Annotated in this window: 12 protein-coding genes; 6 read left to right on the top strand and 6 right to left on the bottom strand. The window is 72.6% G+C overall.

Going from position 1 to position 13,965, the window contains the following annotated elements; all coding sequences use genetic code 11:
- Positions 1 to 3 precede the first annotated feature (3 nt).
- Both folP and HJG43_07890 read right to left on the bottom strand, forming a co-directional pair.
- The gene (folP, locus tag HJG43_07895; GenBank protein UER55818.1) at positions 4 to 816 is read right to left on the bottom strand and encodes a dihydropteroate synthase; all 813 of its coding nucleotides are present in this window, start codon (positions 814 to 816) and stop codon (positions 4 to 6) included.
- Positions 817 to 857: 41 nt separating this feature from the next.
- Positions 858 to 1,826 (bottom strand): glucosyl-3-phosphoglycerate synthase, encoded by a 969-nt coding sequence (locus tag HJG43_07890; protein ID UER54472.1) that lies wholly within the window; start codon positions 1,824 to 1,826, stop codon positions 858 to 860.
- Positions 1,827 to 2,019: 193 nt separating this feature from the next.
- Between HJG43_07890 and HJG43_07885 the strand changes: the two genes are divergently transcribed.
- The 5 genes from HJG43_07885 to HJG43_07865 all read left to right on the top strand — a co-directional run bounded on the left by HJG43_07885 (position 2,020) and on the right by HJG43_07865 (position 5,997).
- Positions 2,020 to 3,066 carry a DUF2183 domain-containing protein gene (locus HJG43_07885; protein ID UER54471.1) on the top strand — a complete coding sequence of 349 codons (1,047 nt, stop codon included), beginning with the start codon at positions 2,020 to 2,022 and terminating at the stop codon, positions 3,064 to 3,066.
- Between the two features lie 94 nt (positions 3,067 to 3,160).
- Positions 3,161 to 4,192: an L-glyceraldehyde 3-phosphate reductase gene (gene mgrA / locus HJG43_07880; protein ID UER54470.1), complete on the top strand. Its 1,032-nt coding sequence runs from the start codon at positions 3,161 to 3,163 to the stop codon at positions 4,190 to 4,192.
- Complete coding sequence (locus tag HJG43_07875; GenBank protein ID UER54469.1) at positions 4,189 to 4,716, top strand: AAA family ATPase; 528 nt, start codon at positions 4,189 to 4,191, stop codon at positions 4,714 to 4,716. The genes mgrA and HJG43_07875 overlap by 4 nt, the downstream gene beginning before the upstream one ends.
- Positions 4,716 to 5,756 (top strand): alcohol dehydrogenase catalytic domain-containing protein, encoded by a 1,041-nt coding sequence (locus HJG43_07870; protein ID UER54468.1) that lies wholly within the window; start codon positions 4,716 to 4,718, stop codon positions 5,754 to 5,756. The genes HJG43_07875 and HJG43_07870 overlap by 1 nt, the downstream gene beginning before the upstream one ends.
- 37 nt (positions 5,757 to 5,793) lie before the next feature.
- Positions 5,794 to 5,997 (top strand): hypothetical protein, encoded by a 204-nt coding sequence (locus tag HJG43_07865; protein UER54467.1) that lies wholly within the window; start codon positions 5,794 to 5,796, stop codon positions 5,995 to 5,997.
- 337 nt (positions 5,998 to 6,334) lie between these two features.
- On the opposite strand, the gene HJG43_07860 is transcribed toward HJG43_07865, so the two are convergent.
- The 4 genes from HJG43_07860 to HJG43_07845 form a co-directional block, all read right to left on the bottom strand.
- Positions 6,335 to 8,464 carry an ATP-dependent DNA helicase RecQ gene (locus HJG43_07860; GenBank protein UER54466.1) on the bottom strand — a complete coding sequence of 710 codons (2,130 nt, stop codon included), beginning with the start codon at positions 8,462 to 8,464 and terminating at the stop codon, positions 6,335 to 6,337.
- Between the two features lie 77 nt (positions 8,465 to 8,541).
- Positions 8,542 to 9,336 carry a carbohydrate ABC transporter permease gene (locus HJG43_07855; GenBank protein UER55817.1) on the bottom strand — a complete coding sequence of 265 codons (795 nt, stop codon included), beginning with the start codon at positions 9,334 to 9,336 and terminating at the stop codon, positions 8,542 to 8,544.
- A gap of 137 nt (positions 9,337 to 9,473) precedes the next feature.
- On the bottom strand, positions 9,474 to 10,463 hold the full coding sequence (locus HJG43_07850; GenBank protein UER54465.1) for a sugar ABC transporter permease: 990 nt from the start codon (positions 10,461 to 10,463) through the stop codon (positions 9,474 to 9,476).
- 123 nt (positions 10,464 to 10,586) lie between these two features.
- Positions 10,587 to 11,948, bottom strand: a complete 1,362-nt coding sequence (locus HJG43_07845; protein UER54464.1) for a carbohydrate ABC transporter substrate-binding protein — start codon at positions 11,946 to 11,948, stop codon at positions 10,587 to 10,589.
- A gap of 248 nt (positions 11,949 to 12,196) precedes the next feature.
- Between HJG43_07845 and HJG43_07840 the strand changes: the two genes are divergently transcribed.
- Positions 12,197 to 13,960: a DUF885 domain-containing protein gene (locus HJG43_07840; protein ID UER54463.1), complete on the top strand. Its 1,764-nt coding sequence runs from the start codon at positions 12,197 to 12,199 to the stop codon at positions 13,958 to 13,960.
- Positions 13,961 to 13,965: the final 5 nt, after the last annotated feature.

Raw genomic sequence — 13,965 nt, 5'->3', positions numbered from 1 at the left:
GGCTCACGCCAGTCCTCGCACCGTGCGTGCCGGTGGCCGCGTCCCGCGCAGGGTGGCCACCATGTCGAGCACCTCGCGGGTCTGCACCACGTCGTGCGCCCGGTAGACGCGGGCGCCGTGCCAGGCGCACACGGCAGTGGTGGCGAGCGTCCCGACCAGGCGCTCGGTCACCGGCGCGTCGAGGGTCTCGCCGACGAAGTCCTTGTGGGACAACGACACCAGCACCGGCCAGCCGGTGGCGACCACCTCGTCGAGCCGGCGGGTGACCTCCAGGGAGTGCCAGGTGTTCTTGCCGAAGTCGTGGCCCGGGTCGATGAGGACCGACTGCGCTGCGACGCCGAGGCCGACGGCCCGGCGGGCCAGGGCCGTGGTCCGCTCGACGACGTCCGCGACGACGTCGTCGTAGGCCACCCGGTGCGGCCTGGTGCGTGGCTGCTGGCCGCCGGCGTGGGTGCACACGAGGCCCACGTCGTGGGCGGCGGCGACCTCCGCCAGCACCGGGTCCACCCCGCCCCAGGCGTCGTTGAGCAGGTCGGCGCCCTCGCCGCAGACCACCCGGGCGACCTCCGAGCGCCAGGTGTCCACGCTGATGACGACGTCGGGGTGCCGGTCACGGACCCGGGCGACGAAGCCCGCGGTCCGGCGGATCTCCTCCGCGGCGTCCACCTCCTCGCCCGGCGCGGCCTTGACCCCGCCGACGTCCACGATCTGCGCCCCGGCGGCGACCACCTCGTCCACCCGGTCCAGCGCGGCGTCCTCGGCGTACGTGGCGCCCCGGTCGTAGAACGAGTCCGGCGTCCGGTTCACGATCGCCATGACGAGCAGCTCGGTGTCGCCGAACACCCGCCGGCCCAGCCTCAGCACCCCAGCACCTCCCGCAGCGCGGGCCGTTCGGCGACCGGCACCGGGCGGGCCCGCCAGCCGCCCTCGGCGCGGCGGTACTGGTGCAGCACCGGCTCGGCCGGTACGCCCCGCGGCGTCGGGTACCGGGTGTCGGCGACCGCGAGCAGCTCGCCGGCCATGACGGCCAGGTCGTGCACGGCCTGGTGGCGGTGGCCGCGGCTGCCCAGGTCGACCTGGGCGACGGCGTCCAGCCCGTACCGGTCGACGGTGTCGATGAGGGTGGCCAGCTCGACGCCGTACCCGGCCGGGAACGGCAGCTCGACGGCCAGCGACCGGCGCACCGCCCACTCGCCGGCCAGCGGCTGGACGACCGCGGCCAGGTGCGGCCACCACAGTGACAGCAGGGGGCGGGCGACGAGCTCGGTGACTCTGCCGCCGTCCGTCGACGGACCACCGCCGGCCGGTCCGGTGCCGTCGCCGGCAGGCGCCGCTGCGTCGTCGAGCACCCGGTCGTAGAAGCCCTTGACCAGCCGCACCCCGGGGTCGGCCAGCAGTGGGCCTATCAGCCCGGTGACGAAGTGCGGTCCCCACTCGGTGAGGTCGGCGTCGACGAACACGAGCACGTCACCGGTGGTGACGAGCAGCGACTTCCACAGCGCCTCGCCCTTGCCCGACAGCGTGCCCAGCTCGGGCGCCACGTCCCGGGAGGCGTGGACGACGGCCCCCGCGGCCGCCGCGACCGCGGCGGTGTCGTCGGTGGAGTCGGAGTCGATGACGACGAGCTCGTCGACCAGTCCCACGTCGAGGACGTCCCGGCGCAGCGTCCCGACGACCTCTCCGATCGTGGCCGCCTCGTCCCGGGCCGGGACGACCACGCTCACCCTGGTGCCGGTCTCGTCGCGCAACCGCAGGCACCGCTCCAGAGGCCAGTCCCCGGCCGTCGACGTGCGCCGCTCGAACCAGCCAGCCGCTCGCGGGTCCACGGCAGGAACCTAACCGGTGGGGCTTTCGGGGGAGGGGCGCGGGTAAGCCCAGGCACCCGCGCGTGGCGCAGTCCCACTCCGGGGCGGGCGCCGCAGGCGTCGGACGTGTCCGAGAAGAAGGACATGTTCGAGAAGAAGCAGGACGGCGCGGTGAAGGTGCTCTTCCAGCCCTGAGGCGGCAGACTCCGGCCGCGTGACCGAGTCCAGGGCCAAGCCGCACCTCGCCGCCGTCCTGGAGGCCCGTGCGGACGCCGTCGTCGAGCAGGTCCTGCGTGGGCGTGGCTGGGTTCCGCACGTCGTCGCCTACCCCGGATACGGCTCGGTCGCCCGGGACGGCGCGCCCGGCTGGATCCGGGTGCTCGGCCGGGTGCTGCTCTCGCGCCCCGGGACCGCCGGGCAGCCGCGTCGGCAGGGGCTCGTCCGGGGCTGGCGCAGCTTCGTCACCGCGCCCGTCGCGGGCGCGCAGGTGGTGGTCACCGCCGGGTCGTCCACTGGGACGGTGCGGACCAACCGCAGCGGGTACGTCGACGCCGTCGTCGAGTGCGACCTGCCCGCCGGTACGCACGAGGTGACGCTCCGGCTGCCCGACGGGGAGCCCACTTCGGCCGTCGTCACCGTCGTCGGCGCGCAGCAGACCCTCGGCGTGGTCAGCGACATCGACGACACCGTCATGATCACGTCCTTGCCGCGCCCGCTCATCGCCGCCTGGAACACGTTCGTCCTGCACGAGCAGGCCCGGTACGTGGTGCCGGGGATGGCGCCGCTGTACCGGGAGATCGTCGTCCGGCAGCCGGGGACCCTCGTGGTCTACCTGTCGACCGGGGCGTTCAACGTGGCCCCGACGCTGTCCCGGTTCCTCACCCGCCACGGGTACCCGGCCGGGCCGCTGCTGCTCACCGACTGGGGTCCCACGAACACCGGGTGGTTCCGCTCCGGGCGCCAGCACAAGGCGGCGACGCTGCGCCGGCTGGCTCGCGAGCTGCCCCAGGTGCGCTGGCTGCTCATCGGGGACGACGGGCAGCACGACCCGGACATCTACCTGGACTTCGCCCGGGAGTACCCCCAGCACGTTCGCGGGATCGCGATCCGCCAGCTGACCACGGGGGAGCGGGTGCTGTCCCGGGGCACGACCGGCCCGAGGCCCGAGGACCACGGGCCCGCCGAGGCTCCGGTGCCGGAGGTGCGCGCTCCGGACGGCACCGGCCTGGGCGACGCGCTGCGCCGCGCCGGTCTGCTGTGAGGGACACCGCTTCGGGTCGAGTCGGGAGCCCGGGGTCGAGTCGGCAGTCCGGGGTCGAGTCGGCAGCTCGGGGAGGTCCTGCCAGGATGGGCGGATGAGCTACCCGGCGGCACCGGACCGGTACGACACGATGACCTACCGCCGGTGCGGGCGCAGCGGCCTGGACCTGCCGGCCGTCTCCCTCGGGCTGTGGCACAACTTCGGTGACGACCGGCCGCTGGACACCCAGCGCGCCATCCTGCGTCGCGCGGTGGACCTCGGCGTCACTCACATCGACCTGGCGAACAACTACGGGCCGCCGTACGGTTCGGCCGAGCTGAACTTCGGCCGGGTGATGCGTGAGGACCTGCGGCCGTACCGGGACGAGCTCATCGTCTCGACGAAGGCCGGCTACGACATGTGGCCGGGCCCGTACGGGCAAGGTGGCGGCTCGCGCAAGTACCTGCTGGCCAGCCTGGACCAGTCCCTGCGGCGTCTCGGCCTGGACTACGTCGACATCTTCTACTCCCACCGGTACGACCCGACGACGCCGCTGGAGGAGACGATGGGCGCGCTCGACACCGCCGTCCGCTCCGGCAAGGCCCTGTACGTCGGGATCTCCTCCTACGGCCCTGAGCGCACCCGCGAGGCCGCCAGGATCCTGTCGGACCTCGGCACACCGCTGCTGATCCACCAGCCGTCGTACTCGATGCTCAACCGCTGGATCGAGACCGAGGGACTGCTCGACGTCCTGGAGGAGGTGGGTGCCGGCTGCATCGCGTTCTCGCCGTTGGCTCAGGGGATGCTGACGACGAAGTACCTGGACGGCGTGCCCGAGGGGTCCCGCGCAGCCCGCGACAGCTCTCTGTCGAGCGAGCTGCTCACGGACGAGGCGATAGAGCACGTCCGGGCGCTGAACGGGATCGCCGCCGCTCGCGGTCAGACCCTGGCGCAGATGGCGCTGGCCTGGGCGCTGCGCGACGAGCGGGTCACCTCGGTGCTCATCGGCGCCAGCAGCGTGGAGCAGCTCGAGGAGAACCTGGGGGCGACGCGGGCGCCGGCGTTCACCGACGACGAGCTGGCCGCGATCGACGAGCACGCCGTGGACACCGGGATCGACCTGTGGGCGTCCTCCCGGCAGGCATGACGGTGCGCGACCGGGCCGTCGTCGTCCTGGGGCTGATGGGCTCCGGCAAGAGCACCGTGGCCTCGGACCTTGCCAGCGCGCTGGACCGGCCGCTGCGCGACAGCGACACCGACCTGCTGCGTGAGCACGGCATCGACACCGCGACGCTCGCCGACCGGGACGGGGTCGACGCCCTGCACCGGTGGGAGGCCGAGCACCTCCTCACCGGTGTGGCGGAGCGACCGGCGGTGGTGGTCGCGGCAGCGGCCAGCACCGTGGAGGTACCCAGGTGCCGGGCGGCGCTGGCGGACGCGTTCGTGCTGTGGCTGGACGCCCCGCCGGAGGTGCTCGCGGCGCGGTTCGGCGCCGACGACTACCGGCCCCGGTTCGGCAGCGACCCGCTGGAACTGCTGCGTCGACAGGACCCGGTGCGCCGGCCGTTGTTCACGCAGGTCGCGGACGTCGTGCTGGACGCCTCGGCGCCGGTCGAGGAGGTGCTCGCCAGGGCGCGTGCCGCCGTCGGCCTCGACCCGGCGAGTACCTGATGCGCGCGGTCGTGGTCGAGGAGGTCGGCGTGCCGCCCGTGCTGCGGGAGGTACCCGACCCGGTGCCGTCGCCGGCCGGCGTGGTGGTCCGGGTCGAGGCCACCGGCATCTGCCGCAGCGACTGGCACGCCTGGCAGGGGCACGACCCCGACGTCGTCCTGCCGCACGTGCCGGGGCACGAGCTCGCCGGCACGGTCGTCGCCGTCGGCCCTGACGTCGTCCGCTGGACCGTGGGGCAGCGGGTCACTGTCCCGTTCGTCTGCGCGTGCGGGACGTGCGAGGTCTGCCGGGCCGGTGACGGCCAGGTGTGCCCGCACCAGACCCAACCGGGCTTCACCGGGTGGGGGTCCTTCGCCGAGCTCGTCGCCCTCGAGCACGCCGACACCAACCTCGTCGCACTGCCTGACGACCTCGACTCGGTCACCGCAGCGGGCCTGGGCTGCCGGGTCGCCACGGCCCACCGGGCCGTCGTGACGCGCGGCCGGGTGCAGCCGGGGGAGTGGCTGTCCGTGCACGGCTGCGGCGGTGTGGGCCTGGCGGCCGTGGCCATCGGCGTCGCGGTCGGAGCGCGCGTCGTCGCCGTGGACGTCCGCCCCGAGGCGCTGTCCGCGGCGCGGGAGCTCGGCGCCGAGGTGGTCCTGGACGCCACCACGGACGGCGACGTGCCCGCTGCTGTCGTCGCCGCCACCGGGGGCGGAGCACACGTCGCCCTCGACGCGTTCGGCTCCGCCGTCACCTGCGCCGACTCGGTGCTCTCGCTGCGCCGGCGCGGCCGCCAGGTGCAGGTGGGGCTGCTGCCGGCCGCGACCGGCCACCCGCGGGTCCCGATGGAGCGGGTCATCGCCTACGAGCTCGACCTCCTGGGCAGTCACGGGATGGCGGCCGCCGACTACCCGCCCCTGCTCGACCTCGTCACCTCCGGTCGGCTGCCCCGGGCTGCCCTGGTGCACCGGACCGTGTCGCTCGAGGAGGTCCCCGCGGCGCTGGCCGCCCTCGGTGAGGGGCGGCTCGGCGCCGGGATCACGGTGGCCGTGCCGTGAGGTGCCGGGTCGGGGGACCGCCGGTACGTTCGGTGTCATGAGTGAGGAACCGCTGGAGCGTTCGCGAGAGGCCGTGGAGCGGGCGAAGGAGGCCGCCGACCGAGCAGCGGAGGCCGAGCCCTTCCACCGCGAGGAGCCCGAGGAGGAGCGGCGCACCGCCCCGGAGCCGCAGTCCGCGTCCAAGGATCCTGCCGACGGCGACGGCAGCGCGCCCGACCCCCACGACCCCCCCACCCCGTGATCATGCAATCCCGCCACCCCAGGCCGGCACCCCCCGGTGATCATGCAATCCCGCCACCCCAGGCCGGCACCCCCCGGTGATCATGCAATCCCGCCACCCCAGCACAAAATGCCTGGCTCCGGCATCGTTCTAGCGGCGTGTCGTGCCTGCGACCCAGCATTCTGCGAGGTGGCGGACCCGGGAGCCGTGCGGCCAGGGGTGGCGGGATTGCATGATCACGAACAGGGGATTCGCAGCTGATCACGAAGGGTGGTCGACGGATCGTGACGGGGTTAGTCGACTGATCACGCAGAGCGGCCTGGGCTGCCCCGCAGAGGGGTCAGGCGGCGGCGAGGGGTCAGGCGGCGACGGCGAGGGCGAACGGCAGTACGCCACCCGCACCGGCCACTCGCAGCAGCCGCCCCGCGACCGTCAGCGTCCACCTGGAGTCGACGAGGTCGTCGACGAGGAGCACGGGCGCCGGAGCGAGCCGGCGCACCTCCGCGGCCATGTCCGGCGGCACCTCGAACCGGTCCCACACGCCCGCTAGCCGGAAGGCGCTGTTGCCACCGCGGGCACCGACCGGACCACCGTCGACGGCAACGAGCGACCCGAGCACCGGCAACCTGCCCAGTGCCCCGATCTGCTCGGCGACCGAGGCGACGAGGCGCCCGCGGCGGCGCGACGGGACCGTCACGACGGCGGCCGGCCGCACCTGCCAGCCCCACCCGGCCAGGACGTCGACGCAGGCCCGGACGAGCTCGTCGTCGGCGGGACGGTCCTCGGCCTCGTCCGCGAGCAGTCCCCGCAGGCGCTGCCCCCAGCCCAGGTCGGTGAGCCGTGCGACGGCGCGTCCCGGCGCCACCTGCTCCTGCACGGGGATCCGTCCCTGGACGGGGACGCCGAGCCGGCTCATCCCGGTGGGCCACGTCGTCCGGGGGTCGACCTGCACCCCCACCCGGCGGATCGCGGCGCCGGCCGACTGTCGTACCTCGGTGGGGACCGCGGTGGGGTACCAGGGCCCGGCGCAGACGTCGCAGCGGCCGCACGGTGCGGCGGTCTCGTCGTCGAGCTGCTGCTGGAGGAACGCCATCCGGCAGGACTCGCCGTGCTGGTAGGCGACCATGGCGTCCTGCTCGGCCACGCGTGCCTGCGCCACCCGCTCGTACCGCTCGGCGTCGAAGACCCACGGCCGGCCGGTCGCCGTCCAGCCGCCGCCCACCCGCTGGACGGCGCCGTCCACGGCGAGGACCTTGAGCAACAGCTCCAGTCGGGTGCGACGGACGTCGGCGACCGTCTCCAGGGCGGGGACGGACAGCGGCCGGTCTGCTGCGGCCAGCGCGGAGAGCACCGCCTCGGCGTCCTCGCGGCGAGGCATGGCTGCTGTGGCGAAGTAGCGCCAGATCTCGCGGTCCTCCGGACCCGGCAGCAGCAGCACGTCCGCGGTGCTCACCGCACGACCAGCCCGACCCACCTGCTGGTAGTAGGTCACCGGCGAGGACGGCGCTCCGAGGTGCACGACGAAGCCAAGGTCCGGCTTGTCGAAGCCCATGCCCAGCGCCGAGGTCGCCACCAACGCCTTGACCCGGTTGTCGCGCAAGGCCTCCTCGGCCTCGCGGCGCTCGGTGTCGTCGGTGCGGCCGGTGTAGACCCGGACGTCGTGACCGGCCTCGCGCAGCAGCGCGGCGGTGTCCTCCGCGGCGCTGACGGTGAGCGTGTAGACGATCCCGCTGCCGGGCAGTGCGGGCAGGTGCGTGGCCAGCCAGCCGAGCCGGTCCTCGGCACTCGGCAGCCTCAGCACACCGAGACGCAGCGAGGTGCGGGCCAGCGGCCCCCTGATCGTCGTGACCCGCACGCCGCCGCGACCCAGCTGCTCGGCCACGTCCTCGACGACCCGGGCGTTCGCCGTCGCCGTGGTGGCCAGAACCGGCGTGCCCGCGGGCAGACGGTCGAGCAGGTCACCGATCCGGCGGTAGTCCGGTCGGAAGTCGTGCCCCCAGTCGGAGACGCAGTGCGCCTCGTCGACGACGAGCAGCCCGCAGCGCCGAAGCAGGTCGGGCAGCTGCTCGGCGGCGAACCGCGGGTTGGTGAGTCGCTCCGGTGACACCAGCAGGACGTCGACCTCGTCGCGGTGGAGAGCGGCCGCCACGTCGTCCCACTCGGTGACGTTCGAGGAGCTGATCTCCACCGCGCGCACTCCGGCGCGGCCCGCGGCCGCGACCTGGTCGCGCATCAGGGCGAGCAACGGGGACACCAGCAGCGTCGGGCCGGCGCCGCGGCCGCGCAGCAGCGCGGTGGCGACGAAGTACACCGCGGACTTCCCCCACCCGGTGCGCTGGACGACCAGGGCCCGGGCGCGGTCCTCGACCAGCACCCGGACCGCGTCGTCCTGGCCCTCACGGAAGGTCGCGTCCTGGTTCCCGGTGAGGCGGCGCAGCAGGCTCAGGGCGTCCTCGGACGCGGGGACAGGGGGTGCGGCGCTCGGCATGCGGCGAGCGTAGGGGCGGCCACCGACAACGAGGTCGACCGGCCGCCCCTCCGCGCTGCGAGCGCCGTCCCGGTGGATCAGCCCTTCACGCCACCGGCGAGCAGTCCCCGCACGAAGTACCGCTGCAGGGTGACGAACACGATGAGCGGGACGATCATCGCGATGAAGGCACCGGCTGACAGCAGGTGCCACTCCGACCCGCGGGTGCCGACCATGTTCGCGAGCTGCACGGTGAGCGGGGCGACGTCCTGGTCGCCGCCGGCGAAGGTCAGGGCCACCAGCAGGTCGTTCCACACCCAGAGGAACTGGAAGATGCCGAACGCGGCGATGGCCGGCACGAGCAGCGGGAACAGCACCTGGAAGAAGATCTTCACGTGTCCCGCGCCGTCCATCCGGGCGGCCTCGATGAGCGAGCGCGGGATGTCCTTCATGAAGTTGTGCAGCAGGAAGATGGCCAGCGGCAGCGCGAAGATCGAGTGGGACAGCCAGACCGTCCAGAACGAGCCGGCCAGACCCCAGTCGACGTAGAGGGTCAGCAGCGGGATGAGCGTCACCTGGATCGGGACGATCTGCAGGGCGAACACGGCGACGAACAGCGTGTCCCGCCCCTTGAAGTCGATCCACGCGAAGGCGTACGCCGCCAGCAGCGCCAGCGTGATCGGGATGACCACGGCGGGGATCGTGATGACGACCGAGTTGACGAAGAACGTGGAGAAGTTCACGCCGGTGCCGAACAGCGCCTGCTCGTAGTTGGCGAGCGTGACCTCGGGCTCGAAGGGGAACTCCCACCACCCGGATCGGCGGATGTCGATCTCCGGGCGGAACGACGTGATGAGCAGGCCGAGAGTCGGGATCGTCCACAGGATCGCCATGACGATGGCGATGCCCGACGCCCACGGGGAGCTGAGCTTCGTCTTCGCCTCGGCAGAGCGCTGGGCTCGTTTGGCCGCCTTGCGGTTCTGGCGCGAGGTCTCGACGGCGGTGGCGGTAGCGGCGGGTGTGGTCGTGCTCACCGGATCTCCTCGGAGAGGCGCATCTGCCGGACGTTGTAGACGACGATGGGGACGACAAGCACGAAGAGGATGACGGCGAGCGCCGCGCCCAGGCCGGTGTTGAACTGCCGGAAGGCCTGCACGTAGAACTCGTTCGCGACCACGCTGGTCTGGAAGTTCCCGCCGGTCATCGTCCGGACGATGTCGAAGACCTTCAGCGTGACGATGGCGATGGTGGTGAAGACGACGACGATCGCCGGGCGGATGCTCGGCACGGTCACGTAGCGAAACATCCGCACGCCGCCGACGCCGTCGAGACGCGCGGCCTCGATGATGTCGTCGGGGATGGCCTTGATGGCCGCGGACAGCACCGTCATGGCGAAGCCGGCCTGGATCCAGATGAAGACGACGATGAGGAAGAACGTGTTCCACGGCGTGCTGATGAGGAACTGGTAGGGCTCCAGGCCGAGCCAGACGAGCACCTGGTTGGCCAAGCCGATCTGGCTGACGCCCGGCTGGTCGGGACGGAACTCGTAGACGAACTTCCAGATGACGCTCGCGCCGACCATGGAGATGGCCATCGGCAGGAAGATGAGCGCCTTGGCGAACGACTCGAAGCGTGAGCGGTCGACCAGGACGGCGTAGACGAGGCCGAGGAACGTCGCCGCGATCGGCACGACGAGCACCCAGATCGCCGTGTTCCGCAGGACGACCTGGAAGCCCTCCTGGGTGAAGATGGTCGCGTAGTTGTCCAGGCCGATGAAGTTCTCCCCGGTCCGGTCGTAGAAGGAGTCCACGATCGTGCGGATCGCCGGGTAGATGAGGCCGAGGACCAGCATCAGCACGGACGGCCCGAGGAACCCGGCCACGACCACCCAGTTCGGGATGCGCTTGGGCCGGTCGACGGCGAACAGGATGCCGGCCATGACGACGACGAACAGCGCGATGGCGAACGCCATCACGAGGAACTTCTCGCCGGGCGTCCCGGCGTCGAGCAACCAGTCCATCTCGTTCTCCTCGCTGCGTGCCGCCCGGACCGGAAGTGCCGGGGCCACCTTGCCACAGGCCCCGGCACTCCCGGCCGGACGACATCAGGACGACATCAGGACGACGTCCGGGTCACTCGACCGTCACGGCCAGGACGCCTCGATGGCCTCGAGAACGGCCTGGTCGTCCTTGTCGTTGGCGATCCAGTTCGTCATCTCGGTCCAGAAGCTGCCGGCACCGACCTCACCGGGCATGAGGTCGGAGGCGTCGAACCGGAAGACGGCCTCCTCGTCCTGGAACAGCTCGGCGGACAGCTGGTCGATCGGCGACTCGAGGTTCGCCGGGTCCAGGCCGGTGTTCGAGCTCACCCAGCCCGGCCCGCTGACCTTCGCCTTCTCGTTCGCCCAGTCGTCCGAGGACAGGTAGGTCTGGAACGCCTGCACGGCCGGCCGGTCCGAGAACGCGGCGGCGAACTCGCCACCGCCGAGCAGCGGCCGGGTGTCGTCCATCGACGGGAGGTAGAACGCGAAGACGTCGCCGTCCTCGGCCACCTCGGTGCCCTCAGGCCAGTTGGCCTGGTAGAAGGACGCCTGGCGGTGCATCCAGCACGCCCCGTCGAGGATCGGCAGGCCGGCGTCGCCGAACTCGGTGGAGGCGATGCTCTGGACCCCGCCCAGGCCACCGTTGACGTACTCCTCGTTCTTGAGGATCGAGCCGACCTCCGCGAGCGCCTCCGCGATCTGCGGGTCGTCGAACGGGATCTCGTGAGCGACCCACTGGTCGTAGACCTCCGGGCCCGCGGTGCGCAGCACGAGGTCCTCCAGCCAGTCGGTGGCCGGCCAGCCCGTCGCGTCGCCGGACCCGATGCCGGCGCACCACGGCACGCCGCCGTCGGCGACGATCTGGTCGGACAGGTCGATGAGCTCGTCCCAGGTCTGCGGGATCTCGTAGCCCGCCTCCTCGAACATCGAGGGGGAGTACCAGACGAACGACTTGACGTTCGCGCCGATCGGGGCCGCGTAGAAGGTGCCGTCGACCGAGCCGTACGCCTTCCAGTCCTCGTTCCAGAACTCGTCGACGTTGGCCGCGACGCTGTCCGGGGCCGGGACGACTGCTCCGGTGTCACGCACCAGCGTCTGCAGCAGGCCCGGCTGGGGGATGTAGGCGATGTCCGGGGCGTTGCCGGACTGGATCCGGACGACGAGCTGGGCCTCGAACTCGCGGGAGCCCTCGTAGTCGATCTCGGCCCCGGTGCACTCCTCGAACGGCTTGTAGGACTCGATGTGCGGGGCGTCCTCGGGGGAGACGATCGAGGTGTAGACCGAGACCGTCTCGCCCTCCAGGTCGCCGAACTCCTCGAACGCCGAGCAGTCGACCTCGCCGCCGGCCTCGGCGTCGCCGTCTCCGCCGTCGCCGCTGTCGCCGCCGCAGGCGGTCAGGACGAGGGCGATGCCCAGACCGCCCGCGACCGCGGCAGAACGACGTCTGCGCGTACTGAATGCCATGAACCTGGTCCTTCCATCGGGACTGCGGCGGGGTTGCCGCACAGTGCGTCACGAGCCAACTCCCCAGGGCCGTGAGCGGCAAGCAGACTCGTCAACATCGGCGTAACAATCCGGTCACGTGCGCGGTGACCGCAGGGTCGGGTGCCCTGACGAGAACGGCCAATCACCGCGGACATCGACATATCGCCGCACACGGGTGATCGTGACTCGACGAGCGCTCCGGCGACTGGCTCCGGCACGATGAGGACATGCCACCCATCACGACCGGGCCGAGCGGAAGCACGGGCCCCAGCACCGGGCCACAGGACGGCGGCCCACAGGACGACGGCCCGCGGACCCCGCGGGCCGTCGCCGACGCCTACGTCGACGAGCTCGTCGAGCTCGACCCGCTGGTCGCCACCTCCCTCGGACGACGTCCCGGCGACGACCGGGCCCCCGACCTGTCGCCGCAGGCCCAGGACGCCAAGGACGACGCCGCCCGCCGGGCACTCGGACGGCTCGCGGCGGCCGAGGCCGCCGGCGCGGCCGAGGACCCCCTGGAGGCGCGGGCCGCCCGGCTGCTGCGGGAGCGGCTCGAGGCCCAGCTCGCCGTCAGTGCTGCTGGTGAGCACCTGCGCCAGGTGCGCAACATCTTCGGACCGCCCCAGGCGGTGCGGCAGCTGTTCTCGATGATGCCGGCGCGCACACCGGAGGACTGGGCAGTCATCGCCCGGCGGATGTCCCGGGTCGACGAGTCCTTCGCCGGGTACGTCGAGTCGCTGCGCGCAGGAGGCCGGCGTGGTCTGTACGCCGCGCCCCGGCAGGTGCGCACGCTCGCCGACCAGCTCGGGGACTGGCTGGAGGCGGCCGGCGGTCGTGGCTGGTTCACCGGGTTCGTCGAGGAGGCGCCCGCCGACCTCCCCGCGAGCCTGCGGAGCGACCTGACGCGCGCCGCCGAGTCGGCCAACCGGGCCACCGCCGACCTGCGGGGGGTCCTGCTGCACGAGTACCTGCCGGCCACCGAGGGCACCCCGGACGCCGTCGGCGCCGAGCGCTACCGACTGCTCGCGCGGCTGTCCACCGGTGCCGACCTCGACCTCGAGGAGGCCTACCGCTGGGGGTGGCAGGAGTACCTGCGCCTGGACGCCGAGATTCGCGAGGAGGCCGAGCGCGTTCTACCCGGCGCCACACCGCTCGAGGCGATGCGGCACCTGGACGCCGAGGGCGAGGCGGTGGAGGGCGTCGAGGCGGTCCGGGAGCGGTTGCAGCAGATGCTCGACGGCGCCGTCGCCGACCTCGACGGGACGCACTTCGACATCGCGGACCCGGTGAAGGTCGTCGAGGCCCGCATCGCCCCACCGGGCAGCGCTGCCGCGCCGTACTACACCCGCCCCACCCTCGACTTCTCCCGGCCGGGCCGTACCTGGCTGCCGACCTTGGGGCAGAACCGGTTCCCGCTGTGGAACCTGGTCTCGACCTGGTACCACGAGGGAGTTCCGGGCCACCACCTGCAGCTGGCGCAGTGGGCCTACGTGGCGCCACAGCTGTCCACCTACCAGACGACGGTGGGATCGGTCAGCGCGAACACCGAGGGATGGGCCCTGTACGCCGAACGCCTTATGGACGAGCTCGGCTACCTCGCCGACCCGGGCGCCCGGCTTGGCTACCTCGACGCGCAGATGATGCGCGCCGTCCGGGTCGTCATCGACATCGGCATGCACCTGCGGCTCAGCGTGCCGGAGGACTCCACGTTCCACCCCGGGGAGACCTGGACGCCGGAGCTGGCCAGGGAGTTCTTCGGAGCCCACAGCGGGCGTGAGGCCGCCTTCATCGACAGTGAGGTCGTCCGGTACCTGGGCTGGCCCGGGCAGGCGATCAGCTACAAGCTGGGGGAGCGCGCGTGGCTCGCGGGGCGGGAGGAGGCTCGCCGCCGCCGGGGCGACGGCTTTGACCTCAAGGCCTGGCACATGGCGGCCCTGTCGGCCGGCTCCCTGGGCCTGGACGACCTCACCGAGGTGCTCGCCGGCCTGTGAGACAG

Source organism: Kineosporiaceae bacterium SCSIO 59966, assembly GCA_020881835.1.
Taxonomy (GTDB): domain Bacteria; phylum Actinomycetota; class Actinomycetes; order Actinomycetales; family SCSIO-59966; genus SCSIO-59966.
This window is presented reverse-complemented; position numbering and strand designations above follow the sequence as displayed.

Bases quoted from the DNA above. Each gene is read 5' to 3' on its own strand.
- HJG43_07870 (UER54468.1), top strand. From the start codon at position 4,716: ATGCGCGCGGTCGTGGTCGAGGAGGTCGGCGTGCCGCCCGTGCTGCGG.
- HJG43_07875 (UER54469.1), top strand. From the start codon at position 4,189: ATGACGGTGCGCGACCGGGCCGTCGTCGTCCTGGGGCTGATGGGCTCC.
- HJG43_07855 (UER55817.1), bottom strand. From the start codon at position 9,336: ATGGCGATCCTGTGGACGATCCCGACTCTCGGCCTGCTCATCACGTCG.
- HJG43_07845 (UER54464.1), bottom strand. From the start codon at position 11,948: ATGGCATTCAGTACGCGCAGACGTCGTTCTGCCGCGGTCGCGGGCGGT.
- mgrA (UER54470.1), top strand. From the start codon at position 3,161: ATGAGCTACCCGGCGGCACCGGACCGGTACGACACGATGACCTACCGC.
- folP (UER55818.1), bottom strand. From the start codon at position 816: ATGGCGATCGTGAACCGGACGCCGGACTCGTTCTACGACCGGGGCGCC.
- HJG43_07850 (UER54465.1), bottom strand. From the start codon at position 10,463: ATGGACTGGTTGCTCGACGCCGGGACGCCCGGCGAGAAGTTCCTCGTG.
- HJG43_07865 (UER54467.1), top strand. From the start codon at position 5,794: ATGAGTGAGGAACCGCTGGAGCGTTCGCGAGAGGCCGTGGAGCGGGCG.
- HJG43_07840 (UER54463.1), top strand. From the start codon at position 12,197: ATGCCACCCATCACGACCGGGCCGAGCGGAAGCACGGGCCCCAGCACC.
- HJG43_07860 (UER54466.1), bottom strand. From the start codon at position 8,464: ATGCCGAGCGCCGCACCCCCTGTCCCCGCGTCCGAGGACGCCCTGAGC.